Annotated in this window: 18 protein-coding genes and 1 pseudogene; 12 read left to right on the forward strand and 7 right to left on the reverse strand. The window is 53.7% G+C overall.

The window, feature by feature from the left end; translation table 11 throughout:
- Positions 1 to 2 precede the first annotated feature (2 nt).
- Positions 3 to 818 (reverse strand): undecaprenyl-diphosphate phosphatase, encoded by an 816-nt coding sequence (locus Q0711_RS08660; protein WP_298612001.1) that lies wholly within the window; start codon positions 816 to 818, stop codon positions 3 to 5.
- 144 nt (positions 819 to 962) lie between these two features.
- Between Q0711_RS08660 and Q0711_RS08665 the strand changes: the two genes are divergently transcribed.
- The 7 genes from Q0711_RS08665 to Q0711_RS08695 all read left to right on the forward strand — a co-directional run bounded on the left by Q0711_RS08665 (position 963) and on the right by Q0711_RS08695 (position 9,233).
- Entirely contained in the window at positions 963 to 1,820 is an 858-nt protein-coding gene (locus Q0711_RS08665) for a hypothetical protein (protein ID WP_298611998.1), read from the forward strand.
- A gap of 15 nt (positions 1,821 to 1,835) precedes the next feature.
- The gene (gene recG / locus Q0711_RS08670; protein ID WP_298975586.1) at positions 1,836 to 4,223 is read left to right on the forward strand and encodes an ATP-dependent DNA helicase RecG; all 2,388 of its coding nucleotides are present in this window, start codon (positions 1,836 to 1,838) and stop codon (positions 4,221 to 4,223) included.
- Positions 4,224 to 4,284: 61 nt separating this feature from the next.
- Complete coding sequence (gene ftsH2 / locus Q0711_RS08675; protein ID WP_298614237.1) at positions 4,285 to 6,180, forward strand: ATP-dependent zinc metalloprotease FtsH2; 1,896 nt, start codon at positions 4,285 to 4,287, stop codon at positions 6,178 to 6,180.
- Between the two features lie 191 nt (positions 6,181 to 6,371).
- Entirely contained in the window at positions 6,372 to 6,962 is a 591-nt protein-coding gene (gene folE, locus Q0711_RS08680; protein WP_298614239.1) for a GTP cyclohydrolase I FolE, read from the forward strand.
- A gap of 8 nt (positions 6,963 to 6,970) precedes the next feature.
- A complete protein-coding gene (locus Q0711_RS08685; RefSeq protein ID WP_298975582.1) occupies positions 6,971 to 7,735 on the forward strand; it encodes a GTP-binding protein in 765 nt (254 codons plus the stop codon).
- Positions 7,732 to 8,532, forward strand: a complete 801-nt coding sequence (locus tag Q0711_RS08690; protein ID WP_298616469.1) for a metallophosphoesterase family protein — start codon at positions 7,732 to 7,734, stop codon at positions 8,530 to 8,532. Before Q0711_RS08685 ends, Q0711_RS08690 begins: the two co-directional genes overlap by 4 nt.
- The gene (locus Q0711_RS08695) at positions 8,529 to 9,233 is read left to right on the forward strand and encodes a metallophosphoesterase family protein (protein WP_298616471.1); all 705 of its coding nucleotides are present in this window, start codon (positions 8,529 to 8,531) and stop codon (positions 9,231 to 9,233) included. The genes Q0711_RS08690 and Q0711_RS08695 overlap by 4 nt, the downstream gene beginning before the upstream one ends.
- A 70-nt stretch (positions 9,234 to 9,303) precedes the next feature.
- Here the strand turns inward: Q0711_RS08695 and Q0711_RS08700 are convergent, their stop codons facing one another.
- The 3 genes from Q0711_RS08700 to psaA all read right to left on the reverse strand — a co-directional run bounded on the left by Q0711_RS08700 (position 9,304) and on the right by psaA (position 15,615).
- Positions 9,304 to 10,860 (reverse strand): mechanosensitive ion channel, encoded by a 1,557-nt coding sequence (locus tag Q0711_RS08700; protein ID WP_298616472.1) that lies wholly within the window; start codon positions 10,858 to 10,860, stop codon positions 9,304 to 9,306.
- 238 nt (positions 10,861 to 11,098) lie between these two features.
- A complete protein-coding gene (psaB, locus tag Q0711_RS08705; protein WP_298616474.1) occupies positions 11,099 to 13,324 on the reverse strand; it encodes a photosystem I core protein PsaB in 2,226 nt (741 codons plus the stop codon).
- A gap of 23 nt (positions 13,325 to 13,347) precedes the next feature.
- A complete protein-coding gene (gene psaA / locus Q0711_RS08710) occupies positions 13,348 to 15,615 on the reverse strand; it encodes a photosystem I core protein PsaA (RefSeq protein ID WP_298616476.1) in 2,268 nt (755 codons plus the stop codon).
- A gap of 353 nt (positions 15,616 to 15,968) precedes the next feature.
- On the opposite strand from psaA, the gene Q0711_RS08715 reads away from it, so the two are divergent.
- Entirely contained in the window at positions 15,969 to 16,367 is a 399-nt protein-coding gene (locus Q0711_RS08715; protein ID WP_298616480.1) for a RidA family protein, read from the forward strand.
- Here Q0711_RS08715 and Q0711_RS08720 read toward each other — a convergent pair.
- The 3 genes from Q0711_RS08720 to Q0711_RS08730 form a co-directional block, all read right to left on the reverse strand.
- Positions 16,354 to 16,872, reverse strand: coding sequence for a DUF4330 domain-containing protein (locus Q0711_RS08720; protein WP_298616482.1), 519 nt, complete (start codon positions 16,870 to 16,872; stop codon positions 16,354 to 16,356). The genes Q0711_RS08715 and Q0711_RS08720 overlap by 14 nt on opposite strands.
- Positions 16,873 to 17,549: 677 nt before the next feature.
- A complete protein-coding gene (locus tag Q0711_RS08725) occupies positions 17,550 to 17,897 on the reverse strand; it encodes a YbaB/EbfC family nucleoid-associated protein (protein WP_298617606.1) in 348 nt (115 codons plus the stop codon).
- A 63-nt stretch (positions 17,898 to 17,960) separates the two neighbouring features.
- Positions 17,961 to 18,611, reverse strand: a complete 651-nt coding sequence (locus tag Q0711_RS08730; RefSeq protein WP_298613892.1) for a lipid-binding SYLF domain-containing protein — start codon at positions 18,609 to 18,611, stop codon at positions 17,961 to 17,963.
- Between the two features lie 426 nt (positions 18,612 to 19,037).
- Here Q0711_RS08730 and Q0711_RS08735 point away from each other — a divergent pair, with 426 nt between their 5' ends.
- The 4 genes and pseudogenes from Q0711_RS08735 to Q0711_RS08750 form a co-directional block, all read left to right on the forward strand.
- Positions 19,038 to 21,017: an NAD(P)H-quinone oxidoreductase subunit 5 gene (locus Q0711_RS08735; protein ID WP_298613890.1), complete on the forward strand. Its 1,980-nt coding sequence runs from the start codon at positions 19,038 to 19,040 to the stop codon at positions 21,015 to 21,017.
- A 49-nt stretch (positions 21,018 to 21,066) separates the two neighbouring features.
- Positions 21,067 to 22,656, forward strand: a complete 1,590-nt coding sequence (ndhD1, locus tag Q0711_RS08740) for a photosynthetic/respiratory NAD(P)H-quinone oxidoreductase subunit D1 (protein ID WP_298613888.1) — start codon at positions 21,067 to 21,069, stop codon at positions 22,654 to 22,656.
- Between the two features lie 354 nt (positions 22,657 to 23,010).
- A pseudogene (locus Q0711_RS08745) lies at positions 23,011 to 23,227 on the forward strand (MerR family DNA-binding transcriptional regulator); the annotation flags it as partial.
- Between the two features lie 69 nt (positions 23,228 to 23,296).
- On the forward strand, positions 23,297 to 23,795 hold a 499-nt coding region (locus tag Q0711_RS08750; RefSeq protein WP_299042303.1), incomplete at its 3' end, for a transposase.

A 23,795-nucleotide genomic window follows, 5' to 3' on the forward strand; every position in this document is an offset into this window, starting at 1 on the left:
GTTCACAGGCCACCAAGGGCGATCGCGCCCCACAGGGCGGCTCCTAGGCCAATCCGATACCAAATAAAGACCCAAGTGGAATGGCGCTGCAAAAATTGTAGCAGCCAAGCGATCGCCAAGTAGGAAAACACCATGCTGGAGAGGGTGGCAATCACCAAGGGAATCCAGAGTGTTCCCTCATCAAACACATCCTTGGCTTGCACAAGGGTGGCAATTGTCAGTGTGGGAATGCCCAAAAGAAAGGAAAAGCGAGCGGCCGCTTGCCGCTCTAGACCCAAAAACAAGGCGGTGGTTAAGGTGGAACCCGATCGCGAAGCCCCTGGCAAAAGGGCAATCATCTGCCCACAGCCCACCAAAAAGCCATCGAGAACCGTAATGTCTTGGTACGTGCGCTTGCGCGAACCCCATTTCTCCGCCAGTCCCAAAAGAAGGGCCATGGCGATCGCCATGGTGGCAATGATCTGAGGGCGATCCAGCGCTACTTTAGCCAATTTCAGAATGAATCCAGCCGCCAATGCGGGAATTGTACCCACACTGATCCCCACCAATAGCTTCCATTCCTCTTGCTGCCAATCCCGCTGTTGCCATGCCCGCCAAGCCCCTTGGAGAATTTGGCGAATGTCTTGCCAAAAGTAGCCAAAAACGGCAATCACACTCCCAAACTGCATTGCATCTAGGGCAGTTTTATGCCAAATACTCTTCCATCCCAACAGGTCACTAAAGAGAATCAGGTGAGCCGTGCTGCTAATGGGTAAAAACTCGGTAATGCCCTGCACCAAGCCGAGAATGACGGCCTGCAGCCAAAGAACAATCTCCATGTTTTTGCTTCAGCGTTGTAGCTTTACCATCTTGCCACGAGTCGGTGAGTAGGCTGTCCTCATCAAGATTTTGTAATAGATTGTAGAAACAGTCCTCTAAATGCAGCAGTACTGTTTTTTGCCGTTTTGCAGTTCTGGGCCTGTATGTCCGGTAGCTTAGAAGCCGTTGAGCGGGAAATTTTAGGGTTACAGGGGATGCTATTGGCCGGAGGGGCCGAGATGCGCCAGCTCTATGATCTCTATTTAGAGATGCTCGCCCCCATCGCCCGCCAGCAGTTGATTACGGTTACGTATCAGGTCTGTACCCAAGTCTTTCCAGAGCAATTTTTGAATCTTGAAGGCGCAGAGCGGCAGGAACTCCAGCATCAGATTGTTGAACTGGCCACAGCTTTGGAAGCTGCTATTTTGGAGTTACAGCCCCGTCGCCAAAAAGGCCTGATGCAAGAGGCGATGAATGGGGAAGAACCGTTAGAGGCAAACTCAGGCAAGGAACAGGAAACTCCCTCCCTAGGGGAGCAATTGAGCCACGTCCTCTACCAGAGTTCACTCAAGATTAATCATTTGTTACAACGGGCAGCTATCTTACCCCCTGCTCCGATTGCTGTCATTTTAGAGATTGCCAGTAAGGCCGAAAATCGTCCCTTGGGGCGAATTCCCCATTTGTTGACCGTGATGCTGGATGAGCAAAAGACAAAAGGAGAAGGAGAAGAGGAGCAAAACACGGCTGAGTCTCAAGGGGAATGGTCTGGTCACCAGCCGATGGCAGCTATTTACCTCCAACTGGAAGAATTGGAGTTTCAGCACCCACCCCTTGCCAAACAGCGCAGTCAAATTCGCCAACTAGAAGCTCGCTTGGCCAGCCTCCAGAAGCAACTCCATAAAAAACAACGGCAATATCTAGTGCTCAAAGCAAGTCGGGCATGGTGGCAAACTTGGAAAGCCAATGAAGCCCCAGACGCAGCCACAAGTGTCCCCGAGGAGGCAACGGATGGTGAGCACTAAGTAAGGAGGCCTACTATGTCTCTTGACTGGCCACGCCTACAACGCGCCCTTGCCATTGAAACGGAGCGGGGTTTTTGCAACCTTCAGGGCAATACCTATCGCTTCAATGAATATTTACATGAAGCTTTGACTCAAACACCGCTACAACAGTTGCCCCTGTCGGTGCGCGATCGCTGGCAGGAAACGGCAGCTGCCTACGCCCACTACAACGATCTATCCCCCAGCCAACGCCGGCATCTGGTGGTACAAACGCGCCAACTGCTCTACGATGTCCACCGCCAACTCACGAGTCCACCCCCGCGCTCCCCTTCCCTCAATCAGGCGCTCAAGACGGTGAAGGGGATTGGCGATCGCAGTGCAGCAAAACTGGAAAAACTAGGACTTTACACGGTTGCCGATCTTATTTACTATTTCCCCCGCGAGCACATTGACTATGCCCGCCAAGTGCCGATTGGCCAACTTCAAGCGGGGGAGACGGTGACGGTGGTGGGTAAAGTCCGCCGTTGCAACTGTTTTACCAGTCCCCGCAATGCCAAGCTGACCATCTTAGAAATTATCCTTCAGGACTCCAGTGGGCAAATTCGCCTCAGTCGCTTTTATGCCGGTGCTCGCTATGCTCAACGGGCGTGGCAAGAGCAGCAAAAACGTCTTTATGCGCCCCAGACAATCGTCGCCGCCTCTGGCCTTGTGAAACTGACCAAGTACGGCCTCACCCTTGAGGAGCCGCAGTTGGAAGTCCTCGATCGGGCCGGGGCAGAGATCGACTCCCTGACCATTGGCCGAATTGTGCCCGTCTATCCGCTCACGGAGGGCGTTTCCCCCGATGTCATCCGCCGGGCAGTGAATTGCATTTTGCCGTTGGTGCAGGGCTATCCTGATCCTTTACCGCAGAGTCTGCGCCAACGTCACCACCTCATTCCCCTCGACAGGGCGCTGCAATATATTCACTTTCCCCCCGATCAAAGAGAGCTGAGTCTAGCGCGGCGGCGGCTAGTTTTTGATGAATTTTTCTACCTACAACTGGGGTTACTCCAACGACGGCGACAGCAGCAGCAGCAGGCCGGCGCCCCCCTTAACCCCCAGGGCAAACTGATTGAGCAGTTTTACCAACGGTTGCCCTTTCAACTGACGGGGGCACAGCAGCGGGTGGTGGCGGAAATTTTGGCGGATTTGGAGCGCCCGATTCCCATGAATCGCCTTGTCCAAGGGGATGTGGGGTCAGGGAAAACCGTGGTGGCCGTAATTGCCCTATTGGCGGCAGTGCAGTCCGGGTATCAAGGGGCACTGATGGCCCCCACAGAGGTTCTGGCGGAGCAACACTATCGCAAGCTTTTGGAATGGCTCACCCCCCTCCATGTGCCGGTGGAACTGCTCACAGGCTCGACTCGCCTCGCTAAGCGCCGCCAGATTTTAAGTCAATTGGCAACGGGGGAACTCCCCGTGCTCGTGGGTACCCATGCCTTGATCCAAGAGGGAGTGACGTTTCAACGACTGGGGCTGGTGATCATTGATGAGCAGCATCGTTTTGGGGTGACCCAACGGGCAAAGCTGCAAGCTAAAGGACTCCTGCCCCATGTCTTAACCATGACCGCAACGCCAATTCCCCGTACCCTTGCGTTGACCCTCCATGGGGATCTCGATGTCAGTCAAATTGATGAATTGCCGCCGGGGCGCCGACCGATTCAAACTACCGTGTTGGCACGGGGCGATCGCCCCTATGCCTATGATTTAATTCGCCGTGAAGTGGCTCAGGGGCACCAAGCCTATATTGTGTTGCCCCTAGTGGAGGAATCGGAGAAAGTAGATCTCAAATCTGCAATTGCTGAGCACGAGCGATTACAAAGGGAGATTTTTCCCAATTTTCGAGTGGGGCTGCTCCACGGTCGTATGGCCGCCGGCGAAAAGGATGCCACGATTCAGGCCTTTGCTAAGGGGGAACTGGATATTCTTGTAACTACAACGGTGGTTGAGGTGGGGGTAGATGTCCCCAATGCCACGGTGATGCTCATTGAACATGCCGAACGCTTTGGCCTCTCCCAACTGCATCAACTGCGCGGGCGGGTGGGGCGGGGTGCTCAACAGTCCTATTGCCTACTGCTGAATAGTTCCCGCAATGAGGCTGCCAAGCAGCGGTTGAATGTGTTGGCGCAGTCCCAAGATGGCTTCTTTATCGCCGAGATGGATCTGCGGCTGCGCGGTCCGGGGGAGGTGCTGGGGACGCGGCAATCGGGGTTGCCAGACTTGGCCCTGGCCAGCCTCGTGGAGGATCAAGACTGCCTAGAGGCAGCGCGATCGGCAGCCAGTGAGCTGATTGCCCAGGATCCTCAGTTACAGAGCTATCCCCTGCTGCAGGCAGTTCTCCAACAACGGCGCGATCGCCTTCTGGAGGGCATGATGAACTAATACCCCGTCTTTGGGAGGGATATGTTAAATTTAGTTAAGAACCTGATAAAAAGCGCCGCCAATGAAAGTCTCTTGGAAAACTGTTCTCCTTTGGTCAATACCCGTACTGTTAGTGGGCGTTCTCCTCTGGCAGGGGGCGAGCAACCTAATGCTCTATCAAAGTCAGCCTCCCCTCAATACGGCGAGTACCCGCATGAGCTATGGGCGATTCCTCAACTATCTGGATGCAGGTCGGATTAGCAAAGTGGACCTTTTCGACAACGGTCGCACTGCCATTGTTGATGTCTCTGATCCGGAGTTGATTAACGGTCGCCCCCTGCGGGTACGGGTGGATATGCCAGGCACGGCTCCAGAAGTCATTAGTAAACTGCGGGAGCAGCACGTGGAAATTGATGTGCATCCGGCTCGCAATGATGGAGCCCTCTGGGGTCTTTTGGGGAACCTGCTCTTCCCTGTTTTACTTTTGGGGGGACTCTTCTTCCTCTTCCGCCGTTCCAGCAACGTGCCGGGAGGGCCGGGGCAAGCGATGAACTTTGGTAAATCCCGTGCCCGCTTCCAAATGGAGGCCAAAACGGGCGTTACCTTTGACGATGTGGCCGGTGTGGATGAAGCCAAGGAAGAACTGCAAGAGGTGGTCACTTTCCTGAAAAAGCCGGAGAAATTTACGGCGGTGGGTGCCCGTATTCCCAAAGGGGTGTTGTTGGTCGGGCCTCCTGGGACGGGTAAAACAATGCTAGCCAAGGCGATCGCTGGCGAGGCGGGAGTGCCCTTCTTCTCCATTTCAGGGTCAGAATTTGTGGAAATGTTTGTGGGGGTGGGTGCCTCCCGTGTGCGGGATCTTTTCCGCAAAGCCAAGGAAAATGCGCCCTGTTTGATCTTTATTGATGAGATTGATGCCGTGGGTCGCCAGCGGGGTGCCGGCATCGGCGGCGGCAACGATGAGCGGGAGCAAACCCTCAACCAGCTCCTGACGGAAATGGACGGCTTTGAGGGCAATACCGGCATCATTGTGATTGCGGCAACCAACCGTCCTGACGTGCTGGATGCGGCGCTGTTGCGTCCTGGCCGCTTTGACCGGCAAGTCATTGTTGACGCCCCTGATATTAAAGGGCGTTTGGCAATCCTCAGTGTCCATGCCCGTAACAAAAAACTGGCGCCTGAAGTCTCCCTTGAAGCGATCGCCCGCCGCACCCCTGGGTTTACAGGAGCCGATTTGGCTAACCTCCTCAATGAAGCAGCGATCCTCACCGCCCGCCGCCGCAAACCGGCAATTACAATGTTGGAAATAGACGATGCCGTGGATCGGGTGGTGGCAGGCATGGAGGGTACCCCGCTCATTGACGGCAAGAGCAAGCGGCTGATTGCCTACCACGAGGTGGGTCACGCCATTGTCGGTACATTGCTGAAGGATCACGATCCGGTGCAAAAAGTCACCTTGGTGCCTCGCGGCCAAGCCCGCGGTCTCACTTGGTTTATGCCCTCAGAGGATGCGGGTCTCATCTCGCGATCGCAGTTAATGGCGCGAATGGCAGGTGCTCTAGGGGGTCGCGCTGCCGAATACGTTGTCTTTGGGGATGCCGAGGTGACCACTGGCGCAGGGAATGACCTGCAACAGGTAACGGCCATGGCTCGGCAGATGGTCACCCGCTTTGGCATGTCCGACCTAGGGCCTCTGTCGTTGGAGACCCAAAACGGTGAAGTGTTCCTAGGGCGTGATCTGGTGTCTCGAACTGAATACTCCGAGGAAATTGCCGCTCGCATTGACGCCCAAGTGCGGGAATTAGTCCAGCACAGCTACGAATTAGCTATCAAAATCATCCGCGAAAATCGGGTGGTCATTGACCGCTTGGTGGACCTGTTGGTGGAAAAAGAAACCATTGATGGCGAGGAGTTTCGCCAAATTGTTGCCGAGTACACTGTTGTTCCTGATAAAGAGCAGTTTGTGCCGCAACTTTAAGAGCAGCTATAGCTCTTTTTCAATTAATTTCATATGTTTAGGTGTGGGGTTTGCCCTACACCTTTTCTTTACATTTGGAAGCTACTGAAATAGAATGATAATCGTTATCAAATTGTTAGAAACTTCAAGCCATGACCCAGTTTTCCCTTCCTGAACTAGCCACGGCAGATGCTGCTATTGCTGCACTCCCAATGACTCCCTCTCCCCGCGTTTCCGAGGCCGAGATGGAGCAGGCTGTGCGCGTATTACTGATGGGGTTGGGTGAAAATCCAGATCGCGAGGGACTGCGGGACACCCCCAAGCGAGTGGTCAAGGCCTTGAAATTTTTAACCTCCGGCTATTATCAATCCCTTGATGAGATTCTCAATGGGGCGGTTTTTCACGAAGACACCAACGAAATGGTCTTAGTGCGCGACATTGATCTATTTAGTTCCTGTGAGCACCATATTTTGCCGATTATTGGTCGCGCCCATGTGGCCTATATTCCCAATGGCAAAGTGATTGGATTGTCGAAAATTGCCCGCATTTGTGAAATGTATGCGCGGCGTCTTCAAGTCCAAGAGCGATTGACCCAGCAAATTGCCGATGCCCTGCAGGGGTTGCTCCAGCCCCAAGGTGTGGCAGTGGTGATTGAAGCCACCCACATGTGTATGGTCATGCGCGGGGTTCAAAAGCCGGGGTCATGGACGGTCACCAGTTCAATGCAGGGGGTTTTTGCAGAGGATGCCCGCACCCGTCAAGAATTTCTTGACCTGATTCGCCATCAACCCTCCTTCCACTAAACAACGCCATGGATACCTGCCAAGTCATTGTTGTCGCCGGTCGTTGGGGTGCCGGCAAGACCCACTGGATTCGGCAGCAATTAGCGGCCCAGAGTTGGCAGGAAGCCCTTTTTTACGCCTGTCCGGGGTATGGGGCAATGGGGGTAGATTTGGTACGCATGGGGTATCTCTATCCACGATTACAAGTCTTGCCCACAATAAGCCTAGAGAAATGCTGGAACACTTTGCCAAAGGAGGGGCAATTTTTCCTGGAGGTTGGCTATCACTTGGATGTCCACCGGTTGCAGCTTCCGGTGGCTTCGGTTAAGCGGGTGGCGATCGCCACCCCCCAGGAGACAGAATTTTGCCACTGGGCCGATGAAGTGATTGAACCCGCCGTGTCCTTGCCGGCGATCGCCCCCACTTTGCCCGAGCTGTGGCAAGTAGAACTCACCGGCCAAGTCTTTGACCCCCCCAGTTTAGATGAGCTGCTCCTTGAACTCACAGAGGGCGCCTATGGTCAAGTGCAGCGGCTAAAGGGAATTTTTGAACTGCCGGATGGTCAAGCCTTTGCCGTTGATTTTTGTCTGGGTCTTGGGGAGATCGAGTACACCAACCTCAACGTCCCACCATGGTTAGAAGGGCGCCCCCAACGCTGGAGCGGTTTAGAACTGATTGGCTATCACCTAGACAAAGCCGCCGTCCGCGAACTCATTGCCGATGCCGTCCTCAGTGACACTGTTTTAGCGCAATACCAAGTTCACTACCGCACACAGGTGGAGGCTGAAGGATGAAGTACGCCGTCATTTCTTGTATTCACGGCAATTACGAAGCCCTGAATGCGGTCTTGTTAGATATTGATCGCCAGCGAGTAGATCAAATTTACTGTCTGGGTGATCTTGTGGGCTATGGTCCCTATCCCAATGAAGTGGTGGAGATGATTCGCTCCCTCGACATTCCCACCTGTCAGGGGTGCTGGGATGAAGATATTGTCATGGGTTTGAATGCCTGCGAATGCAGCTATCCTTCTCAATTGGCCGAAAAACGGGGGCGACGTGCCCATGAGTGGACGAATCGGGTGCTGCATCCTGAAGTTCGCGAATACCTTGCCCAATTGCCAATGAGCCTACGCCAGGGAAACCTGTGCTTTGTCCACGGCAGTCCTAACAGCCAACATGAATATCTCCTTCCCAGGATGCATGGATTTGCTGCCCTTGAGCGAGTCCTAGCCGCTCAAGCAGATGTGCTCTTCTGTGGCCACACCCACATTCCCTATGTGCGCTACTTACGGGAGGGAAAGATTCGAGTCCACCACAGGGGAGAAACCCCCCAAGAATTTCAAGCTAGCGTCAAGATGATTGTCAATGCCGGCTCGGTAGGAGAGCCACGCCATGGCCGTCCCAATGCCACCTACGTTATCTACGACACTGATACCCAAGAAGTCACGCTACGGGAAGTTCCCTATGATTACCAGAAAACCTGCGCCGCCATTCTTGAGCAGGGGTTGCCGCCAATTTTTGCATGGCGATTGGCGCGGGGCATGGAGTTTGCAGAACGAGCGGATGATCCTCATCACGTTTGCCAGCGATGATCGCTCACTGGGCTATCCTCAGCGGTATTGAGGGGAATCTGAGGGCACTGGAGGCAGTGCTTAGGGATTTACAGCGACAACGTCCCCCCATTACGACCCTTTACGTTCTAGGAGACATCATTGGTCTTAAGGGGCAAAACGATGCTGTGGTGCAACGTTTGCAAATGCCTGACCTAGAGCCTTTAGACCCCCAGATTTGTATAGGCTGGTGGGAGGAGCAATGCTTTAATCTATTCGGTGTTGGCCTGTCGGGCGAAGTTCCTGAGTTGATTGCCCAGCAGGGAGAGGCAGCAGTGGGCCAACTGTGGGAGTCCATTTCCCGCTCTTCAGTGCAGTGGTTGCGATCGCTCCCCTTTGGTTTCCATGAGTTAGATTGTCTCTTAGTTCATGGCAGCCCGGTCAGTGCCTCAGAGGTTTTAACGCCGGCTACTTCTCCGGCGGTGTTGTGCGATCGCCTAATTCGAGCCGATGCCAATCAGCTATTCTGTGGACGTTCTGGAGAACTGTTTGACTGCTGGGTTCGTGCAGAAGCCTTAACCAGTGAAGTGAAAACCCTAGACGGCAGGGAGACACAAACCTTTGACCTGCCACAGCGGCGTCTCATTGGCGTGGGTTCCGTGGGGCGACAGCCCGGTATGGCTAGTTACGTCCTCTACCAGCCAGGAAACAATCAGCTCAAACAGTGTTTTGTGCGCTACTAAGGGGAAGAGGACAGCCCTGTTGAGTCCTAGGATCTCTTGTCTCTTGTAAGGGCTGTCCGTTATTGCCCAGTTATTGAGAATCAGACTGCTTGCCCTTGAGCAACGCAATCCACTCCTCCACCTGCGCCGCTGCAATTTGGCGACATCCCAACCCAAAAGCGAGGGCGATCGCCACCGCAATGGAACCAAAGAGCAAGCCAAAGGCCAGATTGACAATACTGGCCGCAATGCCCATTTGTTGCAGTGCCATTGCCCCGACAAAGGCAAGAATAGCAATTCGCGCCGCCTGCGCCAAAAAGCGGGCTTGGGATCCACCCGTAGCGGCAACCACGCGAAAAGCTAAATTTCCCAAATACAGACCCACCGCAAAGATGACAATCCCCACCAGCACTTGACCCAAAATGACCAGTAGGGCACTGACAAATGCCGTCAACGCCGGAATTTCGAGCACTTCAACGGCAGCGATCGCGCCTACCAAGATAATGCCAACCAATACAACAATGCCAGCGATTTCCGAAGGCTGACGCCACTGGCGTTGCGTCTCAGGGGTCTGTTCTCCTTCGGCAGGAGGGGTTGGTAAGCCTAACCAAATAGATACTTGGTCAAAGCCCAAGCTGGCCAAAAAGCCCGTCAGTGTCTCCGCCACAAAGCGGCCAATGAGATAGGCCAGCACCAAAATCACCCCCGCCGTAAAGATGCGCGGCAGTGCCAGCAGAATCTGATTGAGCATTGCTGTTGCTGGGGCACTAATGGCTGCAATTTGCAGCGCCTCCAAAGCCGCGATTGCCGTGGGAATCAAAATTAACACATAGACCAACGTGCCCGCACCGGTTGCTAGGGATTCCCCCAGTGTTCCTTGTCCCAACCTCAGCCGTTCACCAAAGCGCTGCACACCTAAAGCGGTCATTAAATTCACCACCAAGCCGCGCACAATCCGTGCAATTAGCCAGCCCACAACCGCAATAATTGCCGCCTTCAAGATAAAGGGCAGCGCCCCCAGAATATCGTTGAGCAGATTTTGCACTGGCTGAAGAGCCCCCTGAAGGTCAAGAACTCCTAAAATCAAGGGCAGGAAAAATAACAACACAAACCAATAGAGCCCATTCCCCAACATGTCACTAAACAAAATAGGGGGAGATGCTGCTTCCCCCTCGGCCAACTGCTCCAGGGGACGGTCTAAATTCAGTGCTTGGGCCGACCGCACAGCCACCAACTTAGCCAACGTCGCCACCAGCCAAGCCACCGCACCTAAAATGATCGCTGCTCCCAGCTTAGGCAGGAAGCTAAAGATCTGATTCAGAAATGCGTTGAGGGGTTGAGAGGCTGTGGTTAACCGCAGGGCATCTAAAAACATCACTACGGCCACCAGAAAGATGACCCAAAAGACAATGCCGCTGATAATACTGGCAATAGAAACCCTCCGCACTGCTTCACTATCCCCACCTAGGAATTGAGCCAGCCGCGTGTCAAACTGAAGACGCTTCAAAAGGAGGTGGGTCAGTTTTGCTAGAATTAGCGCCACAATCCAGCCCAAGATGAGGAGTGCTACTGCTGTAATCAATTGAATGAGCAGTCCCCTTAAGTCATTCAAGTTAAGACCAATGCTTTCTTGAAGTTGCTCACCCATAGAGGGAGATTCTTGCATGAACTGGGCAAAAGAAGCTCTTGGCAACCCCCAGAGGTTTAGCAGCTTATCAAGCATCTTGTTCTTCCTCAGTCACAATGAAAGCAGCCCAACGTTAAAAGCTAGCCCTATCCTACCAGAGAAAAAATTTTCCATACAAACTTTGCAAACTCTTAATGCAAAAGGAAAATCCCCCACCCTAGGGCAGGGGATTTCAAAAACTCAGGTCAGCTCAGGCAAATCAGCCAAATTTGGCTGCTGTTGAAGCAATGAGAAAGGCTGCGTAAGTGAGAACATAGCCCACACTAAAGTGAGCCAGACCCACGAGGCGAGCCTGCACAATCGAGAGGGCAACGGGCTTATCTTTCCAACGCACCAAGTTGGCCAAGGGCGTGCGCTCGTGCGCCCACACCAAGGTTTCAATCAGCTCTTGCCAATAACCACGCCAGCTAATGAGGAACATGAAGCCCGTCGCCCACACAAGGTGACCAAACAGGAACATCCATGCCCAGACCGACAGGTTATTGGTGCCAAAGGGATTGTAACCATTGATGAGTTGGGACGAGTTCAACCAGAGGTAATCGCGCAGCCAGCCCATGAGGTAGGTGGAGTTTTCGTTGAACTGAGCCACATTGCCTTCCCAGACACCGAGGTGTTTCCAGTGCCAGTAGAAGGTCACCCAACCAATGGTGTTCAGCATCCAGAACATGGCCAGATAGAAGGCATCCCATGCGGAGATGTCGCAGGTACCGCCGCGGCCGGGGCCATCGCAGGGGAAGGCATAGCCGAAGTCTTTTTTATCTGGCATTAGTTTGGAGCCACGGGCATCCAAGGCGCCTTTGACCAAGATTAAGGTGGTGGTGTGCAGCCCCAAGGCAATGGCATGGTGTACCAAGAAGTCCCCAGGACCAATTGTTAAGAACAGAGAGTTAGTGCCACTGTTGATGGCATCAAGCCAGCCGGGTAGCCAGACGTTGCCGTAGTTAGGCCAAGCGGTGCTCGCAATGCTATCGGGATTCGACAGCAGCGTATCGAAGCCATAGAGCAGTTTGCCATGGGCCGCCTGAATAAATTGAGCAAACACCGGCTCAATGAGAATTTGCTTCTCAGGGGTACCAAAGGCAACCACAACATCGTTGTGGACATAGAGACCCAACGTGTGGAAGCCCAAGAAGAGAGACACCCAGCTCAGGTGGGAAATGATCGCCTCTTTGTGTTGCAGCACCCGATCCAACACGTTGCCTTTATTTTGGGCTGGATCATAATCCCGCACCAGGAAGATGGCGCCATGGGCAAAAGCTCCCACCATCAAAAAGCCGGCAATGTACTGGTGGTGAGTGTAAAGGGCGGCCATGGTGGTGTGGTCTTGGGCAATGAAGGCATAGGGTGGCAGCGAGTACATATGCTGAGCCACCAAAGAGGTGATCACCCCCAAACAGGCCAAGTGCCAACCCAACTGGAAGTGCAGCGAGTTGTTGTAGGTTTCATAGATGCCTTGGTGAGGCATGTTGAAAGGCCCTTCCACCTTCGTGCCAAAGAAGTCCTTGGCATCCATCATCTCTTTAATGCTGTGGCCAATCCCAAACTGGGTGCGGTACATGTGGCCCGCCACAATAAAGAGCACAGCGATCGCAAGGTGGTGGTGCGCCATATCCGTGAGCCAGAGGGACTCAGTTTGCGGATGGAAACCACCCAAGAAGGTGAGAATCGCAGTTCCTGCCCCCTCTGCGGTGCCAAAGATATGGCTAGCCGTGTCCGGGTTTTGGGCGTAAACGCCCCAGTTGCCCGTGAAGAAAGGCGCTAGACCGGCGGGGTGGGGCATGGTGCTGAGGAAGTTATCCCAGCCCACGTGCTGACCACGGGACTCAGGAATGGCCACGTGGATTAGGTGACCCGCCCAAGCCAGGGAACTCACCCCAAACAGACCTGCCAAGTGGTGGTTCAGCCGCGATTCGGCATTTTTGAACCAAGAAAGGCTAGGACGGAACTTGGGTTGCAGGTGCAGCCAGCCGGCAAAGAGGGCCAGCGAAGCCAGAATCAGTAGGAAGATGGCACCTTGGTACAGGTCGCCGTTGGTGCGCATACCAATGGTGTACCACCAGTGATAGACACCAGAGTAGGCAATATCCACAGGGTTAGAAGCTCCCGCTTGGGTGAAAGCATCCACTGCGGCTTTGCCAAATTGGGGATCCCAGATCGCATGGGCGATGGGACGGGTGTTGACAGGGTCTTGAATCCATTGCTCAAAGTTTCCCTGCCATGCCACATGGAATAGACTGCCAGACACCCACAGGAAGATGATGGCCAGATGCCCAAAGTGGGAGGCAAAAATCTTTTGGTAAAGATTTTCCTCGGTCATGCCATCGTGGCTTTCAAAGTCGTGAGCCATGGCGATGGCGTACCAAATCCGGCGTGTGGTCGGATCCTGTGCGAGGTCTTGGCTAAACTTCGGAAATTTAGTTGCCATAGTGAGTTATCTCCTCCTCGCCCCTATCCTACAGAAATAATCCGAGCTAGGAAGAATGCCCAAGTGGTGGCGATTCCCCCTAGGAGGTAATGGGCTACACCGACAGCACGGCCTTGAATGATGCTCAGGGCACGGGGCTGGATTGCCGGTGCCACCTTCAGTTTGTTGTGGGCCCAAACAATAGACTCAATCAGCTCTTGCCAGTAGCCACGGCCACTGAAGAGGAACATGAGGCTGAAGGCCCAAATGAAGTGAGCACCCAAGAACAACAAACCATAGGCGGATAGGGCTGAACCATAGGAGCCAATCACCTGAGACGATTGTGCCCACAGGAAGTCCCGTAGCCAGCCATTGATGGTGATGGCACTTTGGGCAAAGTTACCGCCCGTGATGTGAGATACCGTGCCATCGGGAGCAACAGTTCCCCAGACATCCGACTGCATCTTCCAACTGAAGTGGAAAATCACAACGGAGATGCAGTTGTACATCCAGAACAGACCCAAAAAGACGTGATCCCAAGCGGAGACTTGGCAGGTGCCGCCACGACCGGGACCATCGCAGGGGAAGCGGAAGCCCAAGTTGGCTTTATCGGGAATAAGGCGAGAGCTGCGGGCAAAGAGTACGCCCTTCAGCAGAATCAGCACTGTCACGTGGATCGTGAAAGCGTGAATATGGTGCACCATGAAATCGGCAGTTCCCAAGACAATGGGCATCATAGCGACTTTGCCGCCGACGGCAACCACATCACCGCCAAAGGCCACACTGGCGGTCGCTGCTGCATTGGGCGCAGTGCCACCGGGAGCTAGGGTGTGCAGATGTTGTACCCATTGGGCAAACACGGGCTGAAGTTGAATCCCCGTGTCGGAGAACATGTCTTGAGGACGACCAAAGGCGCGCATCGTGTCGTTGTGGACGTACAGGCCAAAACTGTGGAAGCCCAAGAAGATGCACACCCAGTTTAGGTGAGAAATGATGGCATCGCGATGGCGCAGGACGCGATCCAAAACGTTGTTTTGATTCATTGCCGGATCGTAGTCACGCACCATATAAATGGCACCATGGGCAGCTCCCCCCACAATTAGAAAGCCGCCAATCCACATGTGGTGGGTAAACAGCGACAGTTGAGTGGGATAGTCGGTGGCCAAGTAGGGATAGGGGGGCATGGCATACATGTGCTGCGCCACAATAATGCTCAGCGACCCCATCATGGCAAGGTTGATGGCCAGTTGGGCATGCCAAGAGGTGGTCAGCACTTCATAAAGACCTTTGTGGCCGGCACCGGTGAAGGGGCCTTTGTGGGCTTCAAGGATTTCTTTGAGGCTGTGGCCGATCCCCCAGTTGGTGCGGTACATGTGACCAGCAATAATAAAGAGAACGGCGATCGCCAGATGGTGGTGAGCGGTATCCGACAGCCACAGACCGCCGGTAACCGGGTTCAAGCCACCATTAAAGGTGAGGAAATCTGAGTAGGCAGCCCAATTGAAGGTGAAAAAGGGAACGACGCCACTAAAGAAGCCCCAATCCACTTTGGGATATAGTTCAGCCATCAAGCTAGGGTTGAGGATAAACTCATGGGGCAAGGGAATATCCTTTACTGCCACCCCTGCATCCAAGAGTTTGTTGATGGGTAGCGACACGTGGATCTGGTGACCTGCCCAAGCCAAAGACCCTAAGCCAAGTAGTCCGGCGAGGTGGTGGTTGAGCATGGATTCCACGTTTTGGAACCATTCCAGCTTAGGAGCGCGCTTGTGATAGTGGAACCAGCCTGCAAAGAGCATTAAGCCAGCCATGACCAAGCCACCGATGGCGGTGCAGTAAAGCTGGAACTCATTGGTGATCCCAGAGGCACGCCACAGTTGGAATAGCCCCGAAGTGATTTGGATGCCGTGGAAACCACCGCCGACATCCCCATTGAGAATGCCTTGACCCACAATGGGCCAGACTACTTGAGCACTGGGCTTGATACCGGTGGGATCGGCCAGCCAAGCCTCATAGTTTGAGAATTTTGCACCGTGGAAGTACATCCCACTTAGCCAGATGAACACCACAGCCAGATGGCCGAAGTGTGCACTGAAGATTTTGCGGGAAATATCTTCAAGGTCGCTCGTGTGTGTATCAAAATCGTGGGCAAGAGCGTGGAGGTTCCAAATCCATGTGGTGGTTTGGGGGCCTCTGGCCAAAGTGCGGTCAAAATGTCCGGGTTTTGCCCATTTTTCAAACGAGGTGGGCACCGGGTCATTGTCAACCACGACTCTGACCTTTGGCTCTCGCTCCGGTGGACTGATGGTCATCGAGTCTCTCCTCTCTCTTAGGCAAGGAAGGAACGAGGGCATTCACCTCGGCAATATAGAAAGATCCTTAGATCAATGATTGTGAAGAATCGTGAATCTAAAGACCCAGAATGGAACGATAAAGCCCGTTCGGGAGGCGAATGCTCAATTCAGCATTATAGAAGGGGAGTACAGACTTTGCCGATAATTAACATTATTTAAGATGCTTGAATTCTTGACATGATTGTGAGGGTATAAATGCATAATATATTGGCTATCATATCCATTGATTTGATACAGGTAGATGTGGCTCAATCCACTGTAAAATCAGGGTTTAGGGCGATCGCGCCCTCGATGTAATTGTTTTAAGTTTTATGACAAAAGTGATTATTTATACCCCTGATGCACCTCTGCCCGTCGGCCCCTATAGCCAAGCCGTGCGGCAAGGGGAATGGGTCTTTCTTGCAGGGCAAATTGCCCTCGATCCCAAAACGGGTGAGATGGTCGGTGAGGAAGATGTCAAGGAGCAGACCCGCCAAGTGATGGACAACCTCGGTGCTGTCCTCAAGGCTGCTGGCAGTGATTGGTCACAGGTAGTGAAAACAACCGTGTATCTCGCAGACCTCAATGACTTCACAGCCATGAATGAAATCTATGCTAAGTACGTGGATACCGCCACAGCGCCTGCCCGAGCCTGTGTGGAGGTCTCACGCCTTCCTAAGGGGGTCAAGGTTGAAATTGACTGCATTGCCTATTGCCCTACAACGACCTAACGGCAATTACAGAGGCACGAAAATTATAGTCTTTGCCCTCTAGTTCTACGGGTGTCCCTACTTTGATGCCAGTATTTCCCAATACAGGGCCATTTTTGGTGATTTGGCCTCGCCCTTCAAGGGTCAGCAGTAGATTACTGCTAAAGGCCATCTCTGGGCGGGGGTCTGGCAGTGCCTTAACCGATCCATCGGGCTGGGAAACGGTGACTGTCCGCGGCAGTACCTGTACATTTTTCACAGTAATTTGCCCATAGGGCTGGTTGCGAATGATAAAGTTGGCGGTACTGCCCTCAGGAATCAGATCTTGGGGAGTGGGCGTGCTCAAACCTAGAACCAGGACATCCACTTCAATGGGTTGTGCAGCCGCCAGTTGTGCTAGGGAGGTGCCCGATCGCCCCGGCAGAAGGAATAATCCCGCCAAAACACACAGGAGAACAACCCCTGCCCCCAGATCTAGAAGACTTACCTTGCCAAAAAGGCGGCCATAGCGATCAATGAGTTTCATCGGCACTCTAGCTCAAACCCGCAGCAACATCCTACCACACAGGTTCTCTCTAGTTTGCTTGCCAAACCCACAGTTCCCCTTCGGTGCCCCCTGGGGCTAAATACGCTCCCTTGGGATGCCAAGCAAGGGTTGTGAAGTATTCTTAGGCTCTTTGAAGTAACTCAGTTGAATTTGCTGCCGATAACAGAGCCATCCCTCATCACCACCGGCACAAATCCTTGGCCTTGGAGATAATAGATAGAGAGGGCACGCACAGTGCCACGGTGCAGATTGAGTACCTGGGGTTGCCACCTGCCCCCGTTCTCGCTGAGGTGTCGGAGGATAATCTCCTCTTGGGAACCGCTACGGACCTGGGGGGCTGGGGTGGCGATTTCTAACCTGTAAAGATTGCGAACTTTAGCGGGAAAGCACTAACCAGCACCCGACTTTGTTCCCCAGGGGCTGCCCACCCTTAGCGATCGCCGGACACCGCGAGGTTCCTTAAGCTTTGATCGGTCGCCCTTTGTAGGACTTGAGGCTGCAATTGTCGTTAAATCAATGGTGCCCTAGCCATCTTCGGCATAACCCACCACAGCAAACTGATCCCCTAGGTCTTGTCTTGGCCCCAGTTGCATCATTGGAGCATCTCAACAATCAGCAGCCGCAGCTTGGGTGCCATAGTGGGCAAGAGGAGTGCATCAACCCAGACCCGGAACGTTTAAGTCACCTGTTAACTCTTCCATCCGTTCGCGCATGGTGGCGGTGGATTTTTGGTAAGCATCGCGCATGGCAGCTGTGACCAAGTCGGAGAGGACTTCTGCCCCTTCACTGAGGAGATCTGGGCTGATTTCAACGCGGCGGGGTTCTTGGGTACCGCTCATAATCACTTTGACGGCACCGCCTGCCGCTTGACCCTCAATGTCCATTTTTTCTAGGTCTTCTTGCAGCTTCTTGGCGCCCTCTTGAACTTGTTGCGCTTTTTGGATGGCTGCGGCCAGCTCCTTCATTTTGCCCAAACCGAAGCCAAAACCCTGTCCCTTTGCCATAGTGTTCCTTAGCTTTAGAATGCAGACTATTGACTGCTATCTTACCACTGTCTGGATAAGGCATTAGCGAGCCGCACGGGCAAGGGCATTATAAAGGCCGTTGAGAACAGGAGGCGAAGGGAGGGGCGGCGAATTCTCAAAAATTTGGCTGGGGGTAAGGTTGCGGCGACCATAGAACTGGGTATTGGCAGTTTGGTCAAAGCCAATTTTGGCTCCTTCAAGAGCAACCCCTGCAAATAGCCCAGCACTGCGAGTATAGGAAAAGACTTGAGGACTAGGGTCGGTGGGACTCACAACTTCCCCGCCCACTGGGCCTGCGGCAACGGAGACATTGCCTCCTAGGCGAAACGACTGCGCCAAGCTGCGCATAACTACAGATTTATCCATAAAGGCCAGCACCACATCCGTGGATTGGGCGCCAATTTGCAGACCAAAGCTCCCCCCCGTGAGGGTGATAAAGGCGGGCTTGCTCCATTGGTTATTTTCATTGCGCACTAAAAGAATCCCAGCGCCGCGGCGGCCCCCAAAAATAAAGCCTGCCTGAACCACATTGGGAATAATGGCAATTCCTTGGGCACGCTGGATAATCCTCGGAGGAATGCGATTGGTGTTGTTAAATGTAAACTCCCCAAGGACAAATGTGGCGTTCTCGACCCGTTGCACCATGCGGGAATCGGGGGGATTTTGGGCAACGGTGGTAGGGGGGATAAACATCAAAGCGATCGCTCCCCCAATAACAGATCCTGACCAGCATAAGCGTCCTATAACAAACCCCAATCTCATCGCGCTCTCCCCTGTCACTGCATCAATGTATCGTTAGACGGGTAACCCTTTTTGACTTGTTCCATCCCTACACCCCTTTTTGCAAGACCGCAAGACACACAACGCTGCAAAAGCTATTGCAAGGGATCATCTCATTTTTTTTGACATGTCCCCCATGTTGCAGAAAGGCAGGGGTAATCATGCCTTTTGATGGTGGCAATGTTGAAGAAAATCTGTTTTTTTATTTTCCGTAACCGGTACCCCTCGTCGCTTGCTAAAAGGGATGTGGCAAAATGTAGAGGGTTTTGCCTACGCTAGCGATTCATACCTATTGGGTTTTCTAGGCAGGCAGCTCTTGTGGAAAGTTAGGTGGCACGCATGGAACCCCTATATCAATACGCTTGGCTGATTCCCGTTTTACCCCTGTTGGGAGCGCTGATTGTTGGCTTTGGCTTGATTGCCTTCTCAGAGACCACCTCGAAACTGCGACGACCCAGTGCCATTTTTATCATGACCCTGATGGCCATTGCCATGGGGCACTCGCTGGGTCTCTTTTGGAGCCAAGTTCAAGGCCACGCCCCCTACACACAAATGATTGAATGGGCAGCGGCGGGCAATCTCCACATTGCCATGGGATACGTGATTGACCCCCTAGCGGCTTTGATGTTGGTCATCGTTACCACGGTGGCCTTTTTGGTCATGCTCTACAGCGATGGCTACATGGCTCACGATCCTGGCTATGTGCGCTTTTTTGCCTACTTGAGCCTGTTTGGTTCCTCTATGCTGGGGTTGGTGGTCAGCCCCAACTTGGTGCAGGTCTATATCTTTTGGGAACTGGTGGGGATGTGCTCCTACCTGCTGATCGGCTTCTGGTATGACCGCAAAAGCGCAGCGGAAGCAGCACAAAAAGCCTTTGTTACCAACCGCGTTGGGGATTTTGGCCTTCTGTTGGGCATGGTGGGTCTGTTCTGGGCAACGGGCACATTTGAGTTTGGGGAAATGGGCGATCGCCTGACGGAGCTGGTGAATACGGGGCTGCTGTCCCCCAGCCTTGCGGCCATTCTCGCCATCTTGGTCTTCCTTGGTCCTGTAGCTAAATCTGCCCAATTTCCCCTGCACGTATGGCTGCCGGATGCAATGGAAGGCCCGACACCCATTTCTGCTTTGATTCACGCGGCAACAATGGTGGCAGCCGGGGTATTTCTGATTGCGCGCATGTTCCCCGTGTTTGAGCAACTGCCCCAAGTTATGGCGCTCATTGCTTGGACGGGTGCCTTTACCGCCTTTATGGGGGCAACGATTGCCATCACCCAAAACGACATCAAGAAGAGCTTGGCCTATTCAACCATTTCCCAACTGGGCTACATGGTCATGGGGATGGGCGTGGGTGCCTACAGTGCCGGCCTCTTTCACCTGATGACCCATGCCTACTTCAAAGCCATGCTCTTTCTGGGATCGGGGTCGGTGATCCATGGCATGGAAGGGGTGGTTGGCCATAACCCTGATTTGGCTCAAGATATGCGCTACATGGGGGGTCTGCGCAAGTATATGCCCATTACGGGGGCAACCTTTCTAGTGGGGTGCTTGGCCATTTCTGGCGTGCCTCCCTTTGCGGGCTTTTGGTCGAAGGATGAAATTTTAGGTGCAGTTTTTCATGCCAACCCGGCGATGTGGGCACTGACGTGGCTCACGGCTGGCCTAACCGCCTTTTACATGTTCCGCATGTACTTCCTGACCTTTGAGGGCAAGTTCCGCAATGTGCCCCCAGAGTTACAGGAGCACCATGATCACCCTGGGCACCACGATGACCCCGCTGCTGCACCCCATGAATCTCCTTGGACAATGACGCTGCCCTTGGTGGTGCTAGCGATTCCCTCGACATTCATTGGTTTTGTGGGTACTCCCTTCAACAATCTCTTTGAAACCTTTATCCATGCCCCCGGTAAGGAGATAATGGCGGAGCACGCGCCGGATTTGACAGAGTTCCTCGTCCTTGGCAGCAGCTCTGTGGGGATTGGCCTGATTGGCATTACCATGGCCTTCCTGATGTATCTCAAGGGGAGTCCCAGTCCACAGGCGATCGCCAAAGCAATTCAACCCCTGTATCAGTTCTCGCTGCACAAGTGGTACTTCGATGAACTTTACGAAGCGGTCTTCATCAAAGGCTGTCGTCGCTTGGCGCGTCAGGTCTTGGAGGTGGACTACAACGTGGTGGATGGGGTAGTGAACCTCACGGGCTTTGTCACCATGGTTACCGGCGAGGGGCTGAAATACCTTCAAAATGGCCGAGCGCAATTTTACGCCCTGATTGTGCTGCTGGCGGTGTTGGGATTTGTCATCTTCTCGGTGCAAGCCTAACCCCCCTCAGGGTTCTTTCTTAACTGCTGGAGGAGTAAAGACAATTGCCATGAGTACGTTTCCTTGGCTGACAACGATTATCCTGTTCCCCATTGTGGCTGCCTTGGCGATTCCCTTCATCCCTGATCCCAGCGGCAAAGGGCGCCCGATTCGCTGGTATGCCTTAACGGTGGGGCTAATTGACTTTGCCTTGATGGTCTATGCCTTCACGACTGCCTATGACCTGAATACCCCCGGCATGCAACTGTGGGAAAGCTATGACTGGATTCCGGAAATCGGCCTGCGCTGGTCGGTGGGAGCCGATGGCCTCTCGATGCCGCTGATTTTGCTCACGGGCTTTATTACGACGCTGGCGATTTTGGCCGCTTGGCCGGTGACCCTGAAGCCACGACTGTTTTACTTCTTAATGCTGGCGATGTATGGGGGGCAGATTGCCGTTTTCGCCGTGCAGGATATGCTGGTCTTTTTCCTTGCGTGGGAATTAGAACTCATTCCGGTGTACCTGCTCTTGGCAATTTGGGGCGGCCCCAAGCGTCAATACGCCGCAACCAAGTTCATTCTCTACACCGCCGGTAGCTCCCTCTTTATTTTGGTGGCGGGCTTGGCCATGGCCTTCTACGGTGACACGATTAGCTTTGACATGCAAACCTTAGCGGCTAAGGACTATGCCGTTGGTTTTCAACTCTTGGTCTATGCGGGCTTTTTAGTTGCCTACGGCGTCAAGCTGCCAATTGTGCCTCTCCACACCTGGCTGCCCGATGCCCACGGGGAAGCAACGGCGCCGGTGCACATGCTGTTGGCGGGAATTCTCCTCAAGATGGGGGGCTATGCCCTGATTCGCATGAATGTGGATATGCTGCCGGCAGCCCATGCCAAGTTTGCGCCCGTGCTGGTGATTTTGGGGGTAGTCAATATTATTTATGCAGCGTTGACTTCCTATGCCCAGCGGAATTTGAAACGCAAAATTGCCTATTCCTCAATTTCCCACATGGGCTTTGTGCTGATTGGGATTGCCTCCTTTACCAATCTGGGGATGAGTGGGGCAGTGCTACAAATGGTCTCCCACGGCTTAATCGGGGCGAGCCTCTTTTTCTTGGTGGGAGCCACCTATGACCGTACCCATACGCTGATTCTTGAGGAAATGGGCGGGGTCGGCCAGAAAATGAAGAAGATCTTTGCTATGTTTACGGCCTGCTCCTTGGCCTCCCTTGCCTTGCCGGGGATGAGTGGTTTTGTGGCTGAACTGATGGTCTTTATTGGCTTTGCCACCAGTGATGCCTATTCTCTGCCCTTCCGAGTGATTGTGGTCTTTTTGGCCGCAGTGGGGGTAATTCTGACGCCGATTTACCTGCTTTCGATGCTGCGGGAAATTTTCTACGGCCCCGAAAACAAGGAACTGGTTGAGCAGGAAGCCCTTGTGGATGCCGAACCCCGTGAGGTGTTTATCATTGCCTGTCTGTTGGTGCCGATTATCGGCATTGGCCTCTATCCTAAGCTATTGACACAGATTTACGATGCCACCACAGGTCAGGTGATTGCCCGCGTGCGAGAAGTGGTACCCACACTGGCTCAGCAGGGAGATCAACCCCTAGGGACGCTGCCTATAGCGGCACCCAGTCTGCACGCTACCTCTAAATGAGTTGGCTACGAGATTGGGTACTAGGGGAGTGGAATTGGCTGCGCCTGGGGCGATCAGCACTCCTCATTTACTTGATTATTGCGGCCTATCTCTACTTTGGCGCCGATGCGCTCATCTTCCATCCGCCGCCTCCTACTTATTCCCTTTCTGCAGGATTCACGCTGATTCCAGTGGGTCAGGGCGATCGTCTTGCGGTGCGGTATGTCTCCAACCCAGACGCTCACTTTACAGTGCTTTTTAGTCACGGCAACGCTGAAGACCTCGGCATGGTAGAACCCTTTCTTGAGCGGCTGCGGCAGTGGGGTTTGAGCAGTTCACTTGAAATATCACCAAAACTTTGCAATACCTTCCAATATGGAAAGATTGGTGAGCATAGGCGAAGCTGCTTCGGCCTTGGGTGTGTCGATTACGACGCTACGCCGCTGGGAGGCAGCGGGAAAACACGGCGGGTGGCCACCGACGCTACGACCTCGCCAAGCTCAAACCCAAACTGTTCCGCGCCCAAGCCGATGCACACCGTCGCACCCTTGCCTATGCCCGTGTCTCCAGTTACGCTCAGAAAGAGGACATTCGAGGTGAGTTCCCGCAAGAACCAGAAACTGCTCGATGGCGTCAGAAAGGCTGTTGAGGAGGCTTGCGCATGATCCTCGCCCACAAGATCGCCCTCGACCCCAACAACGTGCAAGCCACCTACTTTGCCAAAGCCGCGGGCACAGCGCGTTTTGCCTACAACTGGGCGCTGGCTGAGTGGAAGCGGCAATATGAGGCATGGAAGCTGGACAACAGTCTGCCAAAACCGTCAGAGAATGCGCTGCGTCGGCAGTTGAACGCAATCAAGCGCAGTCAATACCCGTGGATGCTAGAAGTCACCAAGTGCGCGCCGCAGATGGCGATCATTCAACTGGGTGAAGCCTTCAAGAACTTCTTTGCCGGTCGCGCCCGCTACCCGCAGTTCCGCAAGAAAGGCATTGACGACCGCTTCACGCTCACCAACGACAAATTCCGCATCGTTGACGCCCCTGAAAAGAAAGAGGAGAAAGAGGTTCAATATATCAAAATTCCAAAACTTGGACTGGTACGGATGCATGAGCCACTGCGATTTAAGGGCAAGATTCTGTCGGCCACGATCTCCCGCGTAG

It is taken from the genome of uncultured Thermosynechococcus sp., from assembly GCF_937958135.1.
Taxonomy (GTDB): Bacteria; Cyanobacteriota; Cyanobacteriia; order Thermosynechococcales; family Thermosynechococcaceae; genus Thermosynechococcus.